Annotated in this window: 22 protein-coding genes and 1 other annotated feature; of the genes, 4 read left to right on the top strand and 18 right to left on the bottom strand. The window is 33.9% G+C overall.

Features of this window, described 5'->3' with window-relative positions; translation table 11 throughout:
- Positions 1-364 precede the first annotated feature (364 nt).
- From sda to QQS35_RS13540, 3 genes are all read left to right on the top strand, one after another.
- Positions 365-508 (top strand): sporulation histidine kinase inhibitor Sda, encoded by a 144-nt coding sequence (gene sda, locus QQS35_RS13550; RefSeq protein WP_285932755.1) that lies wholly within the window; start codon positions 365-367, stop codon positions 506-508.
- 228 nt (positions 509-736) lie between these two features.
- Entirely contained in the window at positions 737-1,444 is a 708-nt protein-coding gene (sigK, locus tag QQS35_RS13545) for an RNA polymerase sporulation sigma factor SigK (RefSeq protein WP_285932754.1), read from the top strand.
- 77 nt (positions 1,445-1,521) lie between these two features.
- The gene (locus QQS35_RS13540) at positions 1,522-1,728 is read left to right on the top strand and encodes a hypothetical protein (protein ID WP_285932753.1); all 207 of its coding nucleotides are present in this window, start codon (positions 1,522-1,524) and stop codon (positions 1,726-1,728) included.
- Between the two features lie 123 nt (positions 1,729-1,851).
- Here the strand turns inward: QQS35_RS13540 and QQS35_RS13535 are convergent, their stop codons facing one another.
- The 3 genes from QQS35_RS13535 to QQS35_RS13525 all read right to left on the bottom strand — a co-directional run bounded on the left by QQS35_RS13535 (position 1,852) and on the right by QQS35_RS13525 (position 3,613).
- Entirely contained in the window at positions 1,852-2,094 is a 243-nt protein-coding gene (locus tag QQS35_RS13535) for a YrhC family protein (protein WP_285932752.1), read from the bottom strand.
- An 82-nt stretch (positions 2,095-2,176) separates the two neighbouring features.
- On the bottom strand, positions 2,177-2,869 hold the full coding sequence (mtnN, locus tag QQS35_RS13530) for a 5'-methylthioadenosine/S-adenosylhomocysteine nucleosidase (protein WP_285932751.1): 693 nt from the start codon (positions 2,867-2,869) through the stop codon (positions 2,177-2,179).
- Between the two features lie 12 nt (positions 2,870-2,881).
- Positions 2,882-3,613 carry a YrrS family protein gene (locus tag QQS35_RS13525; RefSeq protein WP_285932750.1) on the bottom strand — a complete coding sequence of 244 codons (732 nt, stop codon included), beginning with the start codon at positions 3,611-3,613 and terminating at the stop codon, positions 2,882-2,884.
- Positions 3,614-3,806: 193 nt separating this feature from the next.
- On the opposite strand from QQS35_RS13525, the gene QQS35_RS13520 reads away from it, so the two are divergent.
- Entirely contained in the window at positions 3,807-4,055 is a 249-nt protein-coding gene (locus QQS35_RS13520; protein WP_285932749.1) for a hypothetical protein, read from the top strand.
- Between the two features lie 17 nt (positions 4,056-4,072).
- Here QQS35_RS13520 and QQS35_RS13515 read toward each other — a convergent pair whose 3' ends face one another.
- The 15 genes from QQS35_RS13515 to QQS35_RS13445 all read right to left on the bottom strand — a co-directional run bounded on the left by QQS35_RS13515 (position 4,073) and on the right by QQS35_RS13445 (position 21,053).
- On the bottom strand, positions 4,073-5,794 hold the full coding sequence (locus tag QQS35_RS13515; RefSeq protein ID WP_285932748.1) for a peptidoglycan D,D-transpeptidase FtsI family protein: 1,722 nt from the start codon (positions 5,792-5,794) through the stop codon (positions 4,073-4,075).
- A 144-nt stretch (positions 5,795-5,938) separates the two neighbouring features.
- Positions 5,939-6,415 carry a transcription elongation factor GreA gene (greA, locus tag QQS35_RS13510; RefSeq protein ID WP_285932747.1) on the bottom strand — a complete coding sequence of 159 codons (477 nt, stop codon included), beginning with the start codon at positions 6,413-6,415 and terminating at the stop codon, positions 5,939-5,941.
- A 175-nt stretch (positions 6,416-6,590) separates the two neighbouring features.
- Positions 6,591-7,226 carry a uridine kinase gene (gene udk / locus QQS35_RS13505; RefSeq protein ID WP_285932746.1) on the bottom strand — a complete coding sequence of 212 codons (636 nt, stop codon included), beginning with the start codon at positions 7,224-7,226 and terminating at the stop codon, positions 6,591-6,593.
- 23 nt (positions 7,227-7,249) lie between these two features.
- A complete protein-coding gene (locus QQS35_RS13500; RefSeq protein WP_285932745.1) occupies positions 7,250-7,885 on the bottom strand; it encodes an O-methyltransferase in 636 nt (211 codons plus the stop codon).
- Positions 7,886-7,987: 102 nt separating this feature from the next.
- The gene (gene mltG / locus QQS35_RS13495; protein ID WP_285932744.1) at positions 7,988-9,175 is read right to left on the bottom strand and encodes an endolytic transglycosylase MltG; all 1,188 of its coding nucleotides are present in this window, start codon (positions 9,173-9,175) and stop codon (positions 7,988-7,990) included.
- 173 nt (positions 9,176-9,348) lie between these two features.
- Positions 9,349-9,630, bottom strand: a complete 282-nt coding sequence (locus tag QQS35_RS13490; RefSeq protein WP_285932743.1) for a DUF1292 domain-containing protein — start codon at positions 9,628-9,630, stop codon at positions 9,349-9,351.
- 14 nt (positions 9,631-9,644) lie between these two features.
- The gene (gene ruvX, locus QQS35_RS13485; protein WP_285932742.1) at positions 9,645-10,061 is read right to left on the bottom strand and encodes a Holliday junction resolvase RuvX; all 417 of its coding nucleotides are present in this window, start codon (positions 10,059-10,061) and stop codon (positions 9,645-9,647) included.
- Between the two features lies 1 nt (position 10,062).
- Entirely contained in the window at positions 10,063-10,329 is a 267-nt protein-coding gene (locus QQS35_RS13480) for an IreB family regulatory phosphoprotein (RefSeq protein ID WP_285932741.1), read from the bottom strand.
- 97 nt (positions 10,330-10,426) lie between these two features.
- Positions 10,427-13,057: an alanine--tRNA ligase gene (gene alaS, locus QQS35_RS13475; RefSeq protein ID WP_285932740.1), complete on the bottom strand. Its 2,631-nt coding sequence runs from the start codon at positions 13,055-13,057 to the stop codon at positions 10,427-10,429.
- Positions 13,058-13,197: 140 nt separating this feature from the next.
- Positions 13,198-13,411: a binding site (T-box leader), on the bottom strand.
- Between the two features lie 49 nt (positions 13,412-13,460).
- A complete protein-coding gene (locus tag QQS35_RS13470) occupies positions 13,461-14,528 on the bottom strand; it encodes an AI-2E family transporter (RefSeq protein WP_285932739.1) in 1,068 nt (355 codons plus the stop codon).
- Positions 14,529-14,729: 201 nt separating this feature from the next.
- Entirely contained in the window at positions 14,730-14,918 is a 189-nt protein-coding gene (locus tag QQS35_RS13465) for a hypothetical protein (RefSeq protein WP_285932738.1), read from the bottom strand.
- Positions 14,919-15,600: 682 nt separating this feature from the next.
- Positions 15,601-17,916: an SF1B family DNA helicase RecD2 gene (gene recD2 / locus QQS35_RS13460; RefSeq protein WP_285932737.1), complete on the bottom strand. Its 2,316-nt coding sequence runs from the start codon at positions 17,914-17,916 to the stop codon at positions 15,601-15,603.
- Positions 17,917-17,949: 33 nt separating this feature from the next.
- Entirely contained in the window at positions 17,950-18,612 is a 663-nt protein-coding gene (locus tag QQS35_RS13455) for a tetratricopeptide repeat protein (RefSeq protein WP_285932736.1), read from the bottom strand.
- A 127-nt stretch (positions 18,613-18,739) separates the two neighbouring features.
- A complete protein-coding gene (gene mnmA, locus QQS35_RS13450) occupies positions 18,740-19,849 on the bottom strand; it encodes a tRNA 2-thiouridine(34) synthase MnmA (RefSeq protein ID WP_285932735.1) in 1,110 nt (369 codons plus the stop codon).
- 49 nt (positions 19,850-19,898) lie between these two features.
- Positions 19,899-21,053: a cysteine desulfurase family protein gene (locus QQS35_RS13445; RefSeq protein WP_285932734.1), complete on the bottom strand. Its 1,155-nt coding sequence runs from the start codon at positions 21,051-21,053 to the stop codon at positions 19,899-19,901.
- Between the last annotated feature and the right edge of the window lie 6 nt (positions 21,054-21,059).

Below are 21,059 nucleotides of genomic sequence, written 5' to 3'. Positions count from 1 at the left end.
GTTTGCCCAACTTTTTTCTTCCTTTCCCATAATATACAATTTTCCTTAGTCTTTCAAAAATAAAGTGAAAAAGTATGGGAAATAACGATAAATATGCATATTTTTTCGATTTTTATAAAAAAACTCTTCGACAAATTCATACATTCTTTTTTTGTGGATAACTTTATACACAAATACCTGCTTGCTAAATCAATCTTTTGATCACAAATCGGAATGTTACTAACAAGTTATATACAGCCACCTGTAGATAACTTCCAACTTGTCCGACTATACTATTCATGATAAAGTATTAATAACTTCAGCGCGAGACACTGATTCCCTTACTGTTTCACAAGAAGGGGACTCCAATACAGGAGGGGTTATTATGGAACATTTGTCAGATGAATTATTAATTGAATCCTACTATAAAGCAAATGAATTGGATTTGAGTCGTGAATTTATTAGGTTGATAGAGAAGGAAATTCAACGTAGATCGTTAATACATGAGATTAGCTACTTTGCAAATTAACATTCTTTTGAAAACCTATTGCCACAAATTGTCGAACTCTTGTTGTTATACTTCAAGAGTTTTTATTTTGTTTTAAGATAAAACAAAACTAACTCAAACTATTATACACCTTTTTAAAAAATAAGATAATTTCTGGAAGCGAATTTATATGGACAGACACTATTACACCTATTCCTACATAAAGTGTTATATGGGCGTAAGCCCAAAAACCGTAGGAGGTGCATGTGTTTGTCTACTATTTTAAGCGCATTAGCTCTAATTATTAAAGAGGCGCTATTCTTTGTATCTTATGTAAAAAATCATGCCTTTCCTCAACCTTTATCTCCGAAAGAAGAAGCAGAGTACATCCAGAAAATGCAAGATGGCGACGATCATGCAAGAGATATGTTAATTGAACACAATTTAAGACTTGTAGCCCATATTGTTAAAAAGTTTGAGAATACTGGTGAGGACACCGAAGATCTTATTTCAATTGGTACAATTGGTTTAATCAAAGGTATTGAAAGCTTTTCAAGCGGAAAAGGGACTAAGCTAGCTACCTACGCTGCACGTTGTATAGAAAACGAAATTTTAATGCATCTAAGGGCATTAAAAAAGACTAAAAAGGATGTTTCTCTTCAAGATCCAATCGGGCAAGATAAGGAAGGAAATGAAATTAGTTTAATTGATATTTTACAAGCTGAAAATGAAGATGTAATTGAATATATCCAGTTAAATATGGAAGTCGCTAAAATTAAAGAATACTTAGACATTCTAGATGAACGAGAAAAAGAAGTAATTATATGTAGATATGGGTTAGCAAATGAAGATGATTTAACACAAAGAGAAATTGCCAAGAAATTAAATATATCCCGTAGTTATGTTTCAAGAATTGAAAAAAGAGCATTAATGAAAATTTTTCATGAATATTATAAAAAAGAAAGAAGAAATGAATAATACGATGATATTCACCCATTCAATGTTAAGCCTTTTCCATACTATATAGTAAAAACCTATAAGGCGGGTGAAATTTTATGCCATATTGGGGTTACGATCCAAGTTATTACCCATACCAAGCCTATGAAGGGTATGGTGATTACTACGGATATGGAAATTATTATAATTATGGCTATGGAAGTGGTTATAATAAAGGCAGTGGTATTGGATTCGGTTTATTAATTGTAGGAATCGTCTTATTGCTAGTATTAGGTGGCAGCTATTACTACTACAATTATCTTTAAGATAAATCAAAATAGGAAAAGCTCGATACTTTAGCGACGTAGCACATGCTAGTAGCCTGGCATTGTAGATAACAAACCTAAAATTTATTAATAAAAACCTCTGATTTTAAAAGTCAGAGGTTTTTATTTTATTTCTATTATTTCATTTAATTGTTTTCTCCACTTAGACAGTAGGTAAGTAAAAAAGCCTGCTACTGCTAAACTACCTAACATTAATCCTATTAAAAGTGTACTTTTATCTGTTGGCTCAATAAAAATATTAATTACCATTCCCAAATAAAAGTAGATACTAAGGATTAATAAAGTTATTAAAAATCTACTATAGTCTTCTATTCTTTGTTGTATTTTTTCAGATTGTAACTCCATCCTTATTTCCCCTCTCCCTTTTCCATATATGCATCATATCATACATAAAAAGAAAGTTTGGGATGTAAATGATGGAAAGACTTTATAACTTTTTCACCATTTCCATAATTATGTTTGCTGCATTTGTTGCTGCCGTCTTCAAGAATGCATCAAAAGATATAGAAGACTCCTTACCAGCTATATCAGAAAGCGCACGAATTACTACAAAAGGAGTATGATATTGATAACAAACTTGAGCAATTGCAGCAGCTTCCATTTCGGCTGCAATCATAGATGGGAAATTTCCTCTGACAAAATCCACCGTATTTTCTGACTGCATAAAAGAATCTCCTGTTGCAATTAATCCTTTCATCGCCTTCACTTCATTTATTTCATTTGTAGCATCCATTGCATGAGAAATCAAACCCTCATCTGCTTTAAATGTAGGAGGTTGACCTGGCACTTGACCATATTCATAATTAAAAGCCGTTACATCAACATCATGATGGGCAACTTCCGTTGAAACAACTATATCACCAACTTTTAATTCAGTTGAAAAACCACCGGCAGAACCTGTATTTATAACAAGGCTCGGTTTATATTTCTCATGTAGGATCGTTGTTGCCATTGCTGCGTTCACTTTACCTATGCCTGATTTTAAAAGGACTACTGATTTTCCATTTAATATCCCTTTGGTAAAATAGCATCCTGCAACCTCTTCTTTGCTTTCAATCTTCATGTTATTCTGCAGAAGCTCCACTTCTTCATCCATTGCTCCAATTATGCCGATAACCATCGTTTGTTCCCCCTATTCTGTCTCCGTTTCATCTTGTTCATTTTCAGGTGTTTCGGATTCATTATTATTATTTTCAAATCGGTCTTTTTGATCATTTTCTTTTAAAATTTCCACTCTAGTAGGTTTCCATCCCTGATCATTAACCCAAGTAACATAGACACGATAAATCTCAGTTTCAGCATTATTTGAAACGGTTGCTACAACTTTTTGATCTCCATCTCTTCCAACCCACCATTCGGTCATGTCATCTTCATTCAAGCGAGTAGCAAGTCTAACAGCTTCCATCAATTCCTTCCAATCTTCAGAATCCGTTTCCCAACTAAATGAGAAATCTCCCGACTGAGTAGTACCGACTGGTTGCCAATTGCCAGTAAAAGCTTCGATAACATTTTCATCGCTAGATTCTACAGTTTCTAACTCAATCTTACTCTGATCTGCATCATCCTGACCGTCCAATGCAGATTCCGTCTCCACTTCTTCCCTTTCAGTTGAATCCACTTCATTTTCTGAAGAAGCATTATTAGAATTTTTTTCTTTACTATCTGAATTATTCTCAACGATACCGTTGTCATTATTAGCAGATTTTACCTCGTCATCTTCATTATTCCCACCAAATATAAACAATCCAATAAGGAATACAATTAATAGTCCTCCTAATGATCCAAAAATAGTCAATGCTTTCGTATTTTTTCTTCTTTTCTCAAAGCGGTTAACCCTAGTAATTGAATTGTAATCATCAGACATCCTAGTCCCCTCCTTAACATATATCCTTTTCCATTATACTATGTTACAGAATACGAACCAATGATAGCTTGTCAAATAATAAAATAAAATCTTTTTTTGTCGAACTTCTTCTAGTTTTGACATAAGTGAAGGAAATAGAACATAGATATCTAATAAAGAGATTAACAAGACCATTGAAGGAGTGTGTTTCGGTTTGAAAATTACGACATTTAATCGTAATCTTTGGGATTTAAAAACATTTAACAAGGTAAGTTATGATAAAAATAATAAAGTTTTTGTCATCTATTTTTATAATGGCAGTGAAATTAAATTTTTTAATATTAATGATGAAGAAGTCTTCCAATTTGTAATTACTATTGATAAAGAAAGCTTTCTAAAAACAAATTTACTTACGAATTATCCTTACATTGAAGATAACTCAAGAGTCTCCAAACCGTCCTAACGGAGACTCTCCTAATCTTAACTTTCAAGTAAACTTGTTGTAATCTCTTTATATACTTGATACGTTTTTGCTTTTTCAGTGGATTGATCTAAGTCAACTACAACCATTGCATATTCAGGATTTTCTACCGGAAAGAATCCAGCAAACCAATGGTGATATTGATCCTCCCTACCTGTTTGAGCCGTACCAGATTTCCCTGCTATTTGTAGCCCACTTAATCTCTGCCCTGTTCCGTTCTGAACAACAGCTGCTAATAACTGCTGAAGCTGTTTTGCTGTTTCTCCTTTAATGCTATTATCAATATTAGCATGCGGTGCAAACTTCGTCATTGTTGTTCCATTATTGTATAGAAGTTGGTCAACCACCTTCACTTCCCCTTTAACACCATTATTAGCTATTGTTGCCATCATGTTAGCGATAGCCAAAGGTGTTACTTTAACTTCCTTTTGACCGATTGCTGTCTGTGCAATGGCCCTTTCAACATAACGATCTTCTTCATTTCCCCAAACATTACCTTCCTCTTCTTCAGGCAATTGTTTAAAATTATCAAAATGATATAAATCACCTTCCCAACCGACAGAAGTGAGTAATCCTAATTTGTCTGCATAACTTTCTAGAATAGACCTATTTTCCGTCATGAGTTGATTTGCTAATAATCCAAATGTATAATTACAGCTTTGAGCAAAACTCTGACTAAAATTTAAAACCCCTAAATCACGTTCCGCAGTACCTTCACCATATAAATCTAAACTACAATTATAGTTTTCATCAAGCAGATTTATATTACTTTCCATAGCCGCAGCTGCAACTACTGTTTTAAATACGGAACCAGGATAATGAGCTGTAAGCATTTGATTGTTAATAGAGTTATTATTAAAAGGGTCACTTTGATCAATGGAAGGTCTAGAAGCCATTGCAAGCACTTCTTGGGTATCGACGTCTAATAACACCACTCCACCTTTTATAAGTCCGTGTTTGTCTAGAATCTCTTCTGTTAAGCTTTGAATCCCTGTATCGATAGTGGTTTGAACTTGAATAGGATAAAATGGATCATTCTTTCCTTGAAATCTTATATCAAGTCCTAATAATGGATCACCTTTTGCATCTACATGATACATGAGCTTTTGATCATTTTCTGATATTAAAAATGGGTCAAATGTTTTTTCCAAACCTGATATACCTATTGGTTGCGCATGATTAGAAGTGGTATTTTCTTCATACCTAACCCGATATTCTTCTTCATTACTTCTAATAACCCCAAGTAGATGTGAAGCAATTAACAACTCTCCAGGGACGTTCCTTTCAACAGCGACAATACCAGGAATGGATGCTTTATTAATTATATTGTAAATCGAATCTGTTATCTCTTGATCAACTAAATCTGAAAGATATACTGCTTCATCTTTTTTTCCTAACTTATTTTCCCAATTTTCATCAAAAGAATTTAACGTATCTTCAATCGTTGGAGTTAATTCAATGGATTGAACAAATGGAAAAATAATAATATCTTTTTTAAGAGAAGTATTTAGCGGTTGATTGTCTCTATCAACAAAGATTCCTCTCCCGCTCGATAAAGTAATCTGGCTTGTACGCTGATTTACACTTTCTTCTAATAAATTCACCTGTTCTGGTCCATAGCTTTCAGGAGATACTAATTGAATATCGATTAATTTATAGATGGCGAATCCAAAAAAAAGTAATAAAATTCCAATACATACTTGAACTCGAGTTTTATTCATACTTTTCCCCTCCAGATTCAAGTATCTACATTCCTAAAACAATTTAAACTCGGTATCGTATCAAAAAATCATATTTCACGAGTTACAATACATCAAGAAAATTCAAAAATGCTTCACACCAAAAAGGTATGAAGCATTTTTGAATTAGTTTACTTTTATAATCTTAACATCCAAATCTCCACCAGGAGTAGGTACCGTTACTTTCTCTCCAATTTCGCGCCCTATGAGACTTTTAGCGATTGGAGAATCATTTGATATCTTGCCTTCAAACGGATCAGCTTCAGCACTTCCTACAATGGTATATGTTTCTTCATCGCCATCTGGTAATTCTTTAAAAGTAACAGATTTACCAAGAGAAACAACGTTAGGATTTTGATTATCATTTTCTATGATTACAGCATGACGAATCATATTTTCAACTTGAACAATCCTTGATTCAACAAAAGCTTGCTCGTCCTTTGCTGCATCATATTCGGAGTTCTCAGATAGATCACCAAATCCACGAGCTATTTTAATGCGTTCTACAACCTCTTGACGTCTTTCAGTTTTTAAATACTCTAACTCATTCTCAAGCTTTTCTTTTCCCTCTTGGGTCATGTAGTAGCTCTTTTCAACAGCCATTCCAAACACTCCTTTTGACTCCAACAATATTTCTATCTAGCTCCAATAATAAGTCCGTATTTACCATTATAGACAAATTCAACTAATTATAATGGTTCACGAAGGTTTAATAAAACTATAACAAATACTATGGCAGATTTTTAAGTAATTTTCAATACTTTTCTAATTAAACCAATTAAAACGTTTTCCTGTTTAATATTGTTTGAATTTTTGTAGCCATTAAATCTATTGCTACAAGGTTTTCTCCACCCTCAGGTATTATAATGTCAGCATACCTTTTTGTCGGTTCTACAAATTGTAAATGCATCGGCCTTACAACATTTATATATTGATCGATTACAGAATCAATTGTCCGTCCTCTTTCTTTTATATCTCGTAGCATTCTCCGAATTATTCGAACATCTGCATCTGTATCAACATACACTTTTATATCCATTAAATCTAATAATCGTGGATCTTCTAAAATTAATATACCTTCTAAAATAATAACCTCTTTTGGTTCAACTTCAATTATCTCTTGAGATCGAGTATGTAATTTATAATCATACACAGGTTTTTGTATAGAATTTTGTTTTAACAATTCATTCACATGCTTAATTAACAAATCGTTATCAAAAGCCAGTGGATGATCATAGTTTGTATTTAATCTTTCTTCGAATGGTAAATCAGATTGATCTTTATAATAATAATCTTGTTCAATAACAAGTATAGTTTTGTCAGCAAAACGTTGACATATTGAGCGTGTAACTGATGTCTTTCCAGAACCAGATCCACCAGCTACCCCTATCACTACCGGTTTATTTTTGTCCATATTTTCAAACCCCTTTAGTTCGTTCATCTTTTTACACTTAAAGCAATTCCATCACCAATTGGCAGAATTGTTGTTTTGTATGCTGGATGGTTTACTAGCCATTCATTATACGACTTTATTTTTTTCGCTACTTTCTCTAATCGTTCGTTTCCATACGTGTTTTTTGCCACAAGTCCTTTGAATAGGACATTATCTGATACTATAATAGCATCTTCTGTTAGGCACTCACTGTATAGTTCAAAGAAACGTTTGTATTGGGCTTTAGCTGCATCGATAAACAAAAAGTCAAAATCTCCTTTTTGTTTGATCTTATTAGTCATTTCCAAAGCGTCACCAAACATAACATTTATTTTCTCTTGTTTGTTTAAATTGTTTATATTTTTTACTGCTTCCTGATAGCGTATATCGTCTCTTTCAATCGTTACAATCTTAGCTTGCGGATTCGCTTCTGACATACATAAAGCAGAATACCCAATTGCTGTACCTATTTCTAATATGTTCATTGGTTTTCTCATTCGGATAATTTGCTTAAGAAAGTCAATACTGAGGGGTTCCATAATTGGAACCTTATTAGTTTTTGCATACTCCTCTAATTCTTTTGCCCAAGCTGGACTTATATCTAGTTGCTCTGTCAAATATTTTTCTAATTGCTGGTCCATTTTAAACCCCTCTCTTAAAATTATGGTTTATGAGAAAATCATTATTTTTCATACGTAGAAAAGTAGGGAATAAAACTACTCATTCCCTACTCCATTGATAATCTATTCTCTATCTAGGTATTGGTTAACTAATTCTTTATGTTTTTCATACGTTTCTGCAAAGTAAATTTCTCCATCATTTGCCGCAACGAAATACATATAGTTGGTATCTTCTGGCTCTAGTATAGAAATTAAAGAACTTTCCCCAAAATTAGAAATCGGTCCAATCGGTAACCCAGTAATTTGATATGTGTTATATGGTGACTCGACTTCTAAGTCTTTATATAAAACTCTATCTTTATGCTCACCTAAAGCATATAAAACAGTCGGGTCTGTTTGTAACATCATATTTTCAGCTAGTCGGTTGTAGAAAACACCAGCAATTCGCTTTCTTTCTTCTTCATTTCTAGCTTCTCTCTCCACTAATGAGGCCATCGTAATCGCTTCGTGAACTCCCCAATCTTCACGTGCATTAATCTGATCCATATAAGGCAAGACTACATCTTCTGTTTTTTGAAGCATAGAATTTATAATCGTATCTATACTTGGATTTTCTTCATAAAACTGATATGTAGCAGCAAATAAATAGCCTTCTAAAGGTGTTCGGATAGATTCATCTAATATCTTTTCAGTCAAGATTAAAGGGTATTTTTCCATTAGTGTTTGGATATATTCCTCATCTTCTACAGTTTCAATAAATTCGTCTTTATCTATGTTCGCCTTGTCTTCATACAATTGTGCAATTTCATCTATCGTTTTCCCCTCAGGAATCGTGACAGAGAATACAGGTTCTTGCAATATTTTACCAGTTTGTATGGAATCAGTCACTTCACTTAATGTCATTGAAGGGGAAAGATCATACTCACCAGCTTGAAAATCTGAGGCATTGTTAAATTTAATATAAAACCGATATATCATACTATTCTTTATAATACCGTTGTCTTCTAAAATATTTGCGATTTGTGATGATGAAGACCCTAAAGGTATTTCAACTGTTTTAGTACTATCATCATCTGGATTTACTGGTTCTAACGCTGACTTAATGTATAAATAACCAGTAGTACCCCCACCTACAACGACAATAATAATGACAGCTAGTAATATAGCCACAATTCTTCTAACAAGCCGCGCTTCTTCACCACGTAATTGTGCACGATCTTGGAATAATTGATACATATTTTTCTTTTCTTGATTGTTCTTTATTCTTTTTTCTTTAGCCTTACCATTTTTATTAGAATCTGATGTGGACATACAGTATCCCCCTTTCATCCGATATATTATACTACAAAGTTCGGCATGATTTCTATTTTTTTATCATTTTAATAAATATTTTTAATTTTTATATGTTATAGATTATACAAATTTATTAATTTCACGCAAAAAAAATCAATCCTTTTAAAAAGGATTGATTTTTTTTTTGATTTTTAATTATCTTCTTCATCTGCTAATGTATTTAACATTTCTTCAACCATTTCCCATTCCTCATCAGACTCAATTTGGAATAGTGATAAATCATCTTCATTTGCCTGATCCTCATAACGGAACGCAAAAACCTCAACTTCTTCGTCGTCTTTTTGCTCAACTGGAACAACAGCAATATAAGTTTGACCTGTCTGATCTACATCAAATGTAAATAAAACCTCAAATAGATGTTCTTCACCATTTTCATCAGGGATAATAATTCTTTCTTTTTCTTCTAATGCCACATCTTCACCTCCAACTATTGATTAGCATCAAGATATCCTTGTAAAATCATAACTGCAGCCATTTTATCAATAACCTTTTTTCTTTTCTTTCTACTCATATCAGCTTCTATCAAAACTCTTTCTGCGGCCATTGTAGTTAATCTTTCATCCCATAGAACCGCTTTTAAGTTGAACACTTCACGCAAATAATCCGCAAAACGTTGTGATGCTTCACCACGTTCTCCAATTGTACCATTCATGTTCTTGGGCAAACCTACAACAGCCTCTTGAATGTCATACTCTTTTATAATTTTTTCTAACTCATCATGTGCACTATCGATTTTCTTTTCATCCCATTTTATCGTGGTCAACCCTTGAGCAGTCCAGCCGAGGGAATCACTAACAGCAACACCGATTGTTTTGGAGCCAACATCCAATCCTATTTTTTTCATATTAAGCCTCTTTATTCTGATCTAAATAAAATTTAACTAATACTTCGATTAGCTCATCTCTTTCAATCCTTCTCATAAGATTCCTTGCATCTTTATGACGTGGAATATATGCAGGATCACCTGATAATAAGTAACCAACAATTTGATTAATTGGATTATATCCTTTTTCTCTTAGTGCTTCATGTACTGTTAACAATACTTCTTTGACGTTCTCATCAAAGGGTTCGTCTGAAAAATTAAATTTCATCGTTTTATCCATCGATCCCATGGAAACACCCCACTTTTTTAAATTACCGAATCACCATTTGGCAAAACCTACTATTTCTTCTTACTCTATTATATCGTTTCCTGAATCAAAATGACAATTAAGAATCTCCAAATACGTAAGTTTCTGCATACTTTAATGCATCCTCTAATTGCTCTGGATCTTTACCACCTGCTTGGGCCATATCAGGTCGGCCACCGCCGCCTCCACCACAACGTTGTGCTGTCTCTTTTATTAAGTTGCCCGCATGGTATCCTTTTTCAATTAAATCTTTCGATACACCTGCAGCAAGTTGTACTTTGCCATTGTTAACTGAGCCAAGCAAAATTATACCTGAACCTAGTTTTTGCTTTAATTCATCTACCATTTTTCGCAACTGATTCATATCCTGTACATCTACTTGTCTGGAAAGCAAGTTGACACCATTTATACTTTGTACATGATCTAAAATAGAAGCTGCTTCTAAATTTGATATTCTAGCACTTAGTGATTCTTTTTCCTTTTGAACTTCTTTTAGCTCATCAAATAGTCCATGTATTCTGCTAGGTACTTTGTCTTCACCTACTTTTAAAATGGTAGCCGCTTCTCTTAACACTTGTTGTTTCGACGTTAAATACTTATATGCCCCTTTACCAGTTGTAGCTTCAATTCTACGTGTGCCAGCACCAATACCTGATTCAGAAGTGATCTTAAATAAACCAATCTCTGCTGTATTAAACACATGACACCCACCACATAGTTCAATACTATAATCTCCAACCTTTACAACTCTTACAATATCACCATATTTCTCACCAAACAATGCCATTGCACCCATTTGTTTAGCTTCTTCCAAGTTATGATTATTTACAGAGACAGGAATCGTCGACCATATTTTTTCATTAACAATCGATTCAATTTGCTCTAGTTCTCTCTCAGTAATCGAACCAAAGTGCGAGAAATCAAACCTTAATCGATCTGTAGCTACTAATGAACCTGCTTGATTAACATGATCACCTAATACATCTTTTAGTGCTTGATGTAACAAATGAGTAGCTGTATGATTTTTTATAATAAAGGATCGTGATGTTTCGTCAACTACTGCGCGGACACTATCCCCTTTTCTTAATGTTCCTTCGGTTACCATAACTCGATGTAAGTTTTGTCCCTTAGGAGCTTTTTGTACATCTATTACTTGAGCAGTTGCATTGTCCGTATAAATCCAACCAGCATCTGCAATTTGCCCACCACTTTCCGCATAGAAAGGAGTTTCCTCCAAAATTAAGTAGACCTCCTCCTCTGCAGAAGCTGAATCAGAAAATGATTTACCTTTAATCATCTCATTAATAACAGTTTTTGAGTCTAATCTATCGTAACCTATAAACACACTATCAACAGTTACTTCACTCAACACCCCGTCCTGGATTTGCATCGAATCTACTTTTTGACGTGCTTGACGAGCACGACTTCGTTGCTCCTCCATTTCCTTCTCAAAGCCCTCTTCATCCATTGTAAATCCAGCTTCTTGTATATATTCTTCTGTTAATTCTTTTGGAAAACCATAGGTGTCATACAATCTAAAAATCTCACTACCAGGAAATAGATTACTCCCTTTTTGCTTTTCTTTTTCAATTATTTCCGATAATATAGCTAAACCATCATGTAACGTCTCATGAAAACGTTCTTCTTCTGTCTTAATTACGTTCTGGATAAATTCTAATTTACTGCTTACCTCAGGATAAAACTCCTTCATAATTTCGCCAGTAGTAGGAACTAATCGATACATAAAGGGTTTGTTGATACCAATTTGTTTCGCATATCGTACAGCTCTTCTTAATAATCTTCTTAATACATAGCCACGTCCTTCATTGGAAGGTAATGCACCGTCACTAATTGCAAACGCAACAGTCCTAATATGATCAGCAATTACTTTAAAAGCAACATCATATTCACTTCCATACTTCACATTTGCCATTTCTTCTGTCTTTTTTATAATTGGTAAAAATAAATCTGTTTCAAAATTTGTAGGGGTATCCTGGATTACGCAGACCATCCTCTCAAGTCCCATTCCAGTATCAATGTTCTTCTTTGGTAATGGTGAATACGTATCATCTGGATTATGATTAAACTGTGAAAATACAAGATTCCAAATTTCTAAGTATCGTTCATTCTCTCCACCTGGATACAACTCTGAATCATTTATATCATTACCATATTTTTCACCACGGTCATAAAATATTTCTGTGTTCGGTCCACTTGGTCCTTCTCCAATATCCCAAAAGTTCTCCTCAAGCCTAATAATTCTTTCCTCTGGCAAACCGATTTTATCGCGCCATAGCTCAAAAGCTTCTTCATCTTCTGGATGCACGGTTACAGCTAGTTTCTCCTTTTCAAATCCAATCCACTTATCACTCGTCAAAAACTCCCAAGCCCATACAATCGCTTCTTCTTTAAAATAATCACCAATGGAAAAGTTGCCTAACATTTCAAAAAAAGTATGGTGCCGGGCAGTATATCCAACGTTTTCAATATCATTCGTTCGTATGGACTTTTGAGCATTAACTATCCTAGGATTATCAGGAATTACACGTCCGTCAAAATACTTCTTAAGTGTGGCTACTCCACTATTAATCCATAATAAAGTTGGATCTTCTTTTGGAACTAATGATGCACTTGGTTCTATTCTGTGCCCTTTTTCTTTAAAAAAGTCTAAATACATCTGTCGAACTTCTGCTGAAGTCAATCGTTTCATATTACTGGCCTCCTAATATTATTCTTTCGCTTTTTCATGTTACTAACATCAAAACTAGTGCTTTGGTGAGAAAAAGAATCCCGTCTACAGATAATCCTGTAAATTTTGATAATATAAAAAACCCTCATCTCTGCTTATACAGCAGGGACGAGAGTTTATTCGCGGTACCACCCTGATTATGGATAAGTTTTTATACTATCCATCACCTTAGACGCTATAACGGTGCGTGACCGGCGGAATTTAACAGCACTCAGAACTAGCTTCCATAACCCTTCATTTAGAATTTCTTTCAGCCGTTGGAAATTCTTCTCTTTAAATGGTCTGCTATGTACTCATGTTCTTCGACGAATTAGTTTATGTATCTTTCTATGCTCAGATATTATAAAAAAGATTTGTCCATATGTCAACGTTCAGCTCTAAAAGCCTTCGTATGGATAATCACAACTTTTAGTATAGACAAAATCGGAACCGCAATAATCATACCGATTATTCCTCCGAATTCTCCTCCTACAATCAATGCCAATATAATTAAAATCGGATGTATGTTAATACTTTTACCAACAATAAATGGCGATAATAAATTCCCTTCTATTATTTGGACAATAAAGACAGCAATAATGACATAAATAACCATATCAATCGAAATTGTGAATGCAATAATTACAGCAGGAACCGAGCCTAAAATTGGACCAAAGTATGGAATAATATTTGTTATCCCCATAATTATTGCTAATAATAAAGGGTACTTCATATCAATAAACCACAAAATGCCGTAAGTTGTTAAACTAACAAAAAAACATACAAGTAACTGTCCTCTAATATAATCTCCTAGACTTTTGTCAATTTTAATGAACAATTGTTTTCCGTTTTCTCGGTACTTATTAGGGGTAAGTTTCAAAATAGATGTTTTAATTAAACGAAAATCCTTCAACATATAAAAAACAAGAACGGGTATAACAGCTATGATGATAATAACATCCATAATTTTTGTCACTTGTTTAACACTATTGGTTAATATATTACCAATCTTCATTTCTATATCCACAAAAAACTCATCCATTTTGTCATGAATAGTTTCAGGTAAAAATGATGTACTTTCATAGAATCCATATATCGTTTGACGGTACATATTCATAAAATGTGGCAAATTCTCGTTTAAATCCTTTAATTGATGAAGCAAAACTGGATAAGCCTTATATAATACATATCCTAATCCTCCAAAGAACAATAAATAAATGCCAATAATTGCAAACCAACGTGGGAAATTATAAGTATGTAACTTTTCAATTAATGGATGAAGTAAATAGGCAATTAAAGCAGCAATAATAAATGGACTAGATACTTTTATTATTATGGAAAACAATGAGCGATAAAATGGAAATAGAATAGTTAATAAATAGATAAATAAAAGTGATAATATACCTACTAAAATCCAATATAAAATACGTGTTCTTTTATTTTTATTAAACATTTATGTAAAGTTCCTCTTTCATATTTTTTAGAGATTCTATGTTTTAGGTGTACTTTTATTTTTTCAGTCTAAACCATAACTTACTAACGTCCAACTACTAAGAAAATAGAACCCTTGTCAATAAATTCCTTGACAAGGGTTACCCTCTTGCTAAAAAACAAAAGGAACGATAGTAGGTTTAGGGTATCTCTTTCAAACTACTTAAAGTTGAAGGCGTCTCTCATCTTCTGAAAATAGATCATTTAAAGAGCTTAATGATCCATCAGATTCTACTTGATGTAGATCTAAAACCCCATCTATTAGTGATAGCTCAATGAAACAATTCCAACAATAAAACTGTTGGTTACCAATTTTACCAATATTATTTCCTTTACAATTTGGACAATGCATAATTCAAAGCAACTCCTTGACGTCTCATGTAAGTTTAGTAACAATTATCCCCATATAATCTTGACTTTATACATATTTGTTGCATAAATACCTATATTTAACAAAAAGGCTTTTTTCTGATAGTTTGTTGCTAATGACAGATAAAATATAAAGACTGCACTAACTGCTATGTTGATATCCTGCATAGTTCGTTAGAATATTAGTTTGTCCATCACTTCGGAAATACACTACGTTAGTATAGGGTTGTTTATAGAATTCAATCATACCTTTCATGAAGGTTAATGATCTAGATTTAAAGAAAAAACTATAAGAACATTTAAATCAAGAATGTAAAATTTATTATCACAATTAGTGGAGGCAGAATACGAAGACTCCTACGGGAACAGCGCGAGCTGAAGATCCACTCAGAAATGATCTTCTTCTGAGTTAGCTGAAGCCGTGCCCGTGGACAGCGGAGTATTCTACCGGAACGGAGTTTTACCATTCAAGACTCAAAAGAAGTTCATAAAAATTAAGAATACTATGTGCAAACTTTACATCAAGTTCGACTGTTGTGAAACAGCGTTGTTTATGAAAAGAGGTAAAAAAAGATGCTTAAAACTAGTAAATAGTCTTAAACATCTACGCTAATAGAAATACTGTTTTATATTTATTCATTCGAATAAAGGAATTTGGTTCTTACCTACAAAAAATCGTAAGGACTTAATTCCTCCTCTTCCGTTTCAATAGATTCCTTTGAAATATTCAACATCTTTATCAATTGGTCCGATAACGCTGAATACCGTTTATTAGTGTCTTCTTCCCTTACTCCCTGGATAAAGGCTTGCTTATCACCACATAAAATTAAGGATTTTTTCGAACGAGTAATTGCAGTATATAATAAGTTTTTACGCAACATTCTCCTGTAACCCGGTACTACAGGTATAACAACGATGGGAAATTCACTACCTTGAGACTTATGGATTGATGTACAATAGGCATGCATTAAGTTATTCAGATCTTTTCTCTCATAAGCGACTTCCTTTTCATCAAATAATACGATTACTTGCTCTACTTGTTCACTACTTTCATCTTCTTGAAAAATCGCAGTAATTTCTCCAATATCGCCATTAAACACGCCATCTTCAGGCTGATTTACTAACTGAATTACTTTATCCCCAGTACGAAATATCATGTCTTTTGTGCGTATCTCTCTTTTTTGCTTACTATTGGGGTTTACAACTTTTTGAATTTCTTCATTTATTCTGTGAATACCTGCATGTGACCGATACATTGGTGCAAGGACTTGTAAGTCTTTAAGATCGACACCTTTCTCATGTGCTTTTTGTACAATTTGAATGACAACGTCGACAACATGTTGTTCACGGCAAGCAATAAAATTAAAATCGGCTTCTTTTACTATTGAATCCATCGTACATTGATTTTTTTTAATTTCGTGGGCTAGCTGAATAATCTTTGAACCTTCTTTTTGTCGGTAGACTTCTTCTAACTTTACGGATGGAACTTGCCCACTTGTTAAAAGGTCTGACAATACTTGTCCAGGACCAACAGAAGGTAATTGATCTTCATCGCCTACGATTAGTACTTGCATGTCTGTTGGAATAGCCTTAAATAATTGGTAGGCAAGCCATGTGTCAACCATTGAAAATTCATCGATAACAAGTAATTGACCAGATAGCGGATTGTTTTCATCTTTTTCAAATGATTCATGTCCATTCCATCCTAATAGACGGTGAATGGTAACTGCAGGAAGACCAGTAGACTCATTAATTCGCTTGGCTGCTCTTCCTGTTGGCGCTGCCAATACAAAGGGGTAGGTTTTATTCTCATCATAATCTTTTTGATCTAAGGATAAATCATGAATTTCACCATAGGACTTAATTATTCCTTTTATTACAGTTGTCTTTCCAGTACCAGGACCACCTGTTAAAATCATTAACTTAGAAGAAAGAGCTTTTTCAATCGCTTGAAATTGTTCTCTTCCGTAACTAAGTGACTCCTCTTCTTCTATGCTACCGACAATTTTCATTAATTCAGCTGACGAAACCTGGGTTTCTTGCTCTTTCTCAACAATTCTTTTTATTTGAGAACAAAAACCGCTTTCTGCAAAATATAATGAAGGTAAATAAACATTTGAATCAACAACAATTACTTTTTTTTGTTCATTTAATTCCAATATTTCTCGGGAAATATCATCGAATGAAATATCATACATTTGACCGTTAATTAACTGATCTACTTCTATAATATGTTGTTTTATAGGTAAAAAAACATGGCCGTTTTGTAAACTATGATGCAATACATAAATGCACCCTGCTTGTATTCTACTCGGGTGATTTAATGGAATATCATTCTGTTTTGCTACTTCATCAGCCCGAAGAAAGCCAAAACCTTCAATATCAAATACGTATTGATACGGGTTTTTATGTAAAATCTCTATAGCATCTTGTTTATATGCTTGATAAATCTTTTGAGCCATTTTTAAACCAAATCCATATTTGGACAAATGAACAACAACATGTTCAAACCCTTGATGTTCCTTCAATCCTTGTTTGAGCTGGGCTGCTCTATCTTTCGTTAAGCCTGGAACTTTATCTAATACACTTGAATCATTTAAAATTTTCGATACTGCAGTTTCTCCTAAATAATCTACAATTTTTTCAGCGGTTTTCTTTCCTATTCCATAGAATAAATCACTAGACAGATAGGCTACTAATCCGTCTTTCGTATCTGGAACAAACCTTTGGTAGTGATCTACTTGATATTGCTTCCCGAACTTTTTATGTTCGATAACACTACCATAGAATAAATATATTTCACTTGGATCAAGTCTTGTAAAGTAGCCTTTAATAACCATTTCGCTTTCCTCAAAAGCCTCATTTGTATCCAATATTTTAATTTTAGCAATGGAAAAATGTTCAGCTTCATTTTCAAAAATGGTGTGAACCAGTTCTCCTTTTATAAAGCTATTCCTTTCAATTGCTTTGACATTTTCCATCGCTAAACAATCTCCTTTTACTAACTTTCACATTTAATGTTCATTATTCATTTCTTCCACTAGCTTTTTTCCATTTAAAGCTAGTGTGTGGTTGGGCTCTATTTCTAATGCTTTATTAAAATACTCTAATGCTTCTTTTACATGCTCTTTAAACAAATAAGTGACACCAAGGTTGTATAAAGCATCACTATGTTTAGAATCAAGCGTAAGCACCTTTTGGAAAACTTCTTGTGCAATCTCAATTTGGTCTGTTTGAGCTAGAGAAAGGCCATATTGGAAAAGTATTGCTTCATCTTCAGGAACAAGTTCAACCGCTCGTTGTAAATATGGCAATGCTAATTTTTGATGGTCTTGATGCTGGAAAGCCATTCCTAACATAAAGTATACGTCACCTTCATCTAATCCTAGATCAATTGCTTTTTGATAATTTACTTGCGCATCTTTATAGTTTGATTGCTCAAAATACAGATTACCAATACCATAAAACGCTGTTCCAGCATTTGAATCTAGCTCTATAGCCTTTTTATAAAAGCGTTCTGCTCGCTCTAAGTCGTTCATATGTAATAATAGATTACCGAAATTAATATATCCGATTGGATCCTCAGGATTTTCTTCTACTATTTTCGTGAAAAATTCAGCCGCTTCTTCTAACTTTCCTTCTTTCATCAATGAAACGCCTTTATTTACTTCTTCCATATTTGCACCTCTTTTATAGTTAATAATTCCCGGTTGTTAAGATTATGAATTTAGAAAAATTGGGACAGACTAGCTAGGATTCAATTCCCTGTGTCTGTCCCTCACCATAATTCTTTGTCAATAGAGTTTACCCTACATAATCCAACGGCTTTTCATTTTTAATAATTTCATCAATAGTACCTCCACCTAAGCATACCTCACCTTGATAAAATACAACTGCTTGACCTGGTGTAATTGCCCGTTCTGCCTGATGAAATGTTACTTTTACTTTACCATCCTCAATTGGCGTAACCGTAACTTTACTGTCCGATTGTCTGTACCTGAATTTTGCAGTACAATCTATAGTCTTTTCTAAGGGCTCATTTATCCAGTTCAAATCCGTTGCAATTAATGCATCCGAATAGAGGTGATCGTTGTGGAAACTTTGTTCAACATATAATACATTTTCTTTCAAGTTTTTACCTACCACAAACCAAGGATCGCCAGCTCCACCAATACCAAGACCTTGACGTTGTCCAATCGTGTAATACATTAGGCCTTCATGCTTACCTTGCTCCACTCCAGTTAACGTCGTCATCTTCCCTGGTTGGGCAGGTAAATATTCACTAAGAAATTCTTTGAAATTACGTTCTCCAATAAAACAAATTCCTGTACTATCTTTTTTATTTGCAGTAGCTAGGTTGTTTTCTGATGCGATTTTTCTAACTTCTTTTTTAGGTAAATGTCCCAGTGGAAACATTACTTTTGATAATACCGATTGCGACAACTGATTGAGAAAATAAGTTTGGTCCTTATTATCATCAACACCTCTAAGCATCTCGTATTTATCATTCACTTTTCTTACTTGAGCATAGTGACCAGTAGCTAAATAATCCGCGCCTAATGATAAAGCATGATCAAGGAATGCTTTAAATTTTATCTCTTTATTACACATAACATCTGGATTAGGAGTTCTTCCAGCTTTATACTCATCTAGAAAGTAAGTAAAAACTTTGTCCCAATATTGCTTTTCAAAATTCACCGCATAATATGGAATATCTAATTGATTGCACACACGGACAACATCATCAAAATCTTCTGTTGCAGTGCATACTCCATTTTCATCTGTATCATCCCAATTTTTCATGAAAATACCAACCACATCATAACCTTGTTGCTTTAAAAGAAGTGCTGTTACGGATGAATCTACACCACCACTCATTCCAACAACCACGCGTGTATCCTTTTTATCTTTCATGTCGTCACCACCCTATATTTAAAAAACTATTTAAAAGTATTTTTTCTTTCTACTTATCTATCTGGTTAACCAGTCTTTTTACAATCATTGACACACGTTTAGCTGCATCTATTATATCATCCTCAGAATTTGCAAGCCCAAAGCTAAACCGAATCGAATTTATCGTACGAGGATTTTCTGATCCATACATAGCTGAAAGTACATGCGAAGGTTCTACAGATCCAGCTGTACAAGCACTTCCACTTGATGCTGCAATGCCCGATAAATCAAAATTTGTTAACAGTGATTCCACATTCGTACCCGGAAAACTAATATTGACAATTGCTGCAACCGACTTTGTTATGTCACCATTTATTTTAAAATCAACTTTATCTTTTTCAAGTGTCTCAATAAATAATTGTTTGTAACTTTGATATGAGTTTACCCTTTGTTCCCGTTCTTTATCAACTAATTCAATTGCCTTTTTAAACCCAACGATACCGGCAACATTTTCAGTACCTGGACGTCGTTTTCTTTCTTGTTGTCCACCAAATTGAAGTGAATCAATAACAACTTTGTCTCTTATATATAAAAATCCAACACCTTTTGGACCATTTATTTTGTGTGAGGAAACCGTCAGTAAATCAACCCCGAGTTCGTCCACATCCAAGGGTAACAAACCATAGGCCTGTACTGCATCTGAATGAAAATAAGCTCGATGGTCTGCTAAAATAGCACCTATTTCCTCAATTGGTTGAATGGTTCCTGTTTCGTTATTAACAGCCATCACCGAAACTAGAATCGTTTCATCTGTCAGCTCTGCTTTCAGGTCAGACACGTTTATTTGTCCATTTTCTAATACTGGCAAATACGTAACTCGGAATCCTTGCTTTTCTAAAAATTCAGCAGTATGAAGTGTTGCATGATGTTCTATTGTTGTCGTAATAATGTGATTTCCTCGGTGCTTATTAGCCTGAGCAATTCCTATTAAAGCTAAGTTATCTGCTTCTGTTCCACCACTTGTAAATGTAATGCTTTTCTCTTGAGCACCTATACTTAAAGCTGCAACTTTTCTAGATTCATCAAGGATGTGGCGCGCTTTCCTACCAAAATGGTGGATACTAGAAGGATTACCATAAACCTCTTCTAATAGTGGTATCATCACTTTGACCACTTCGGGATGGACGGGTGTCGTCGATGCGTGATCAAGGTATATTGGCTCCATTTAAAA

The organism is Aquibacillus rhizosphaerae (assembly GCF_030282825.1).
Classification (GTDB): Bacteria; Bacillota; Bacilli; order Bacillales; family Amphibacillaceae; genus Aquibacillus_C; species Aquibacillus_C rhizosphaerae.
Note: the sequence above shows the minus strand (reverse complement) of the source record. Positions and strands in the feature narration are given on the sequence as shown.

What these genes read in the sequence shown, in the direction of transcription:
- QQS35_RS13500 (WP_285932745.1), bottom strand. Translation starts at nt 7,885, where the DNA reads ATGGACCAGCAATTAGAAAAATATTTGACAGAGCAACTAGATATAAGT.
- udk (WP_285932746.1), bottom strand. Translation starts at nt 7,226, where the DNA reads ATGGACAAAAATAAACCGGTAGTGATAGGGGTAGCTGGTGGATCTGGT.
- QQS35_RS13540 (WP_285932753.1), top strand. Translation starts at nt 1,522, where the DNA reads ATGCCATATTGGGGTTACGATCCAAGTTATTACCCATACCAAGCCTAT.
- QQS35_RS13535 (WP_285932752.1), bottom strand. Translation starts at nt 2,094, where the DNA reads ATGGAGTTACAATCTGAAAAAATACAACAAAGAATAGAAGACTATAGT.
- mtnN (WP_285932751.1), bottom strand. Translation starts at nt 2,869, where the DNA reads ATGGTTATCGGCATAATTGGAGCAATGGATGAAGAAGTGGAGCTTCTG.
- sda (WP_285932755.1), top strand. Translation starts at nt 365, where the DNA reads ATGGAACATTTGTCAGATGAATTATTAATTGAATCCTACTATAAAGCA.
- QQS35_RS13515 (WP_285932748.1), bottom strand. Translation starts at nt 5,794, where the DNA reads ATGAATAAAACTCGAGTTCAAGTATGTATTGGAATTTTATTACTTTTT.
- QQS35_RS13455 (WP_285932736.1), bottom strand. Translation starts at nt 18,612, where the DNA reads ATGGAAGAAGTAAATAAAGGCGTTTCATTGATGAAAGAAGGAAAGTTA.
- QQS35_RS13465 (WP_285932738.1), bottom strand. Translation starts at nt 14,918, where the DNA reads ATGCATTGTCCAAATTGTAAAGGAAATAATATTGGTAAAATTGGTAAC.
- mltG (WP_285932744.1), bottom strand. Translation starts at nt 9,175, where the DNA reads ATGTCCACATCAGATTCTAATAAAAATGGTAAGGCTAAAGAAAAAAGA.
- QQS35_RS13480 (WP_285932741.1), bottom strand. Translation starts at nt 10,329, where the DNA reads ATGGGATCGATGGATAAAACGATGAAATTTAATTTTTCAGACGAACCC.
- QQS35_RS13445 (WP_285932734.1), bottom strand. Translation starts at nt 21,053, where the DNA reads ATGGAGCCAATATACCTTGATCACGCATCGACGACACCCGTCCATCCC.
- ruvX (WP_285932742.1), bottom strand. Translation starts at nt 10,061, where the DNA reads ATGAAAAAAATAGGATTGGATGTTGGCTCCAAAACAATCGGTGTTGCT.
- greA (WP_285932747.1), bottom strand. Translation starts at nt 6,415, where the DNA reads ATGGCTGTTGAAAAGAGCTACTACATGACCCAAGAGGGAAAAGAAAAG.
- alaS (WP_285932740.1), bottom strand. Translation starts at nt 13,057, where the DNA reads ATGAAACGATTGACTTCAGCAGAAGTTCGACAGATGTATTTAGACTTT.
- QQS35_RS13525 (WP_285932750.1), bottom strand. Translation starts at nt 3,613, where the DNA reads ATGTCTGATGATTACAATTCAATTACTAGGGTTAACCGCTTTGAGAAA.
- mnmA (WP_285932735.1), bottom strand. Translation starts at nt 19,849, where the DNA reads ATGAAAGATAAAAAGGATACACGCGTGGTTGTTGGAATGAGTGGTGGT.
- QQS35_RS13470 (WP_285932739.1), bottom strand. Translation starts at nt 14,528, where the DNA reads ATGTTTAATAAAAATAAAAGAACACGTATTTTATATTGGATTTTAGTA.
- recD2 (WP_285932737.1), bottom strand. Translation starts at nt 17,916, where the DNA reads ATGGAAAATGTCAAAGCAATTGAAAGGAATAGCTTTATAAAAGGAGAA.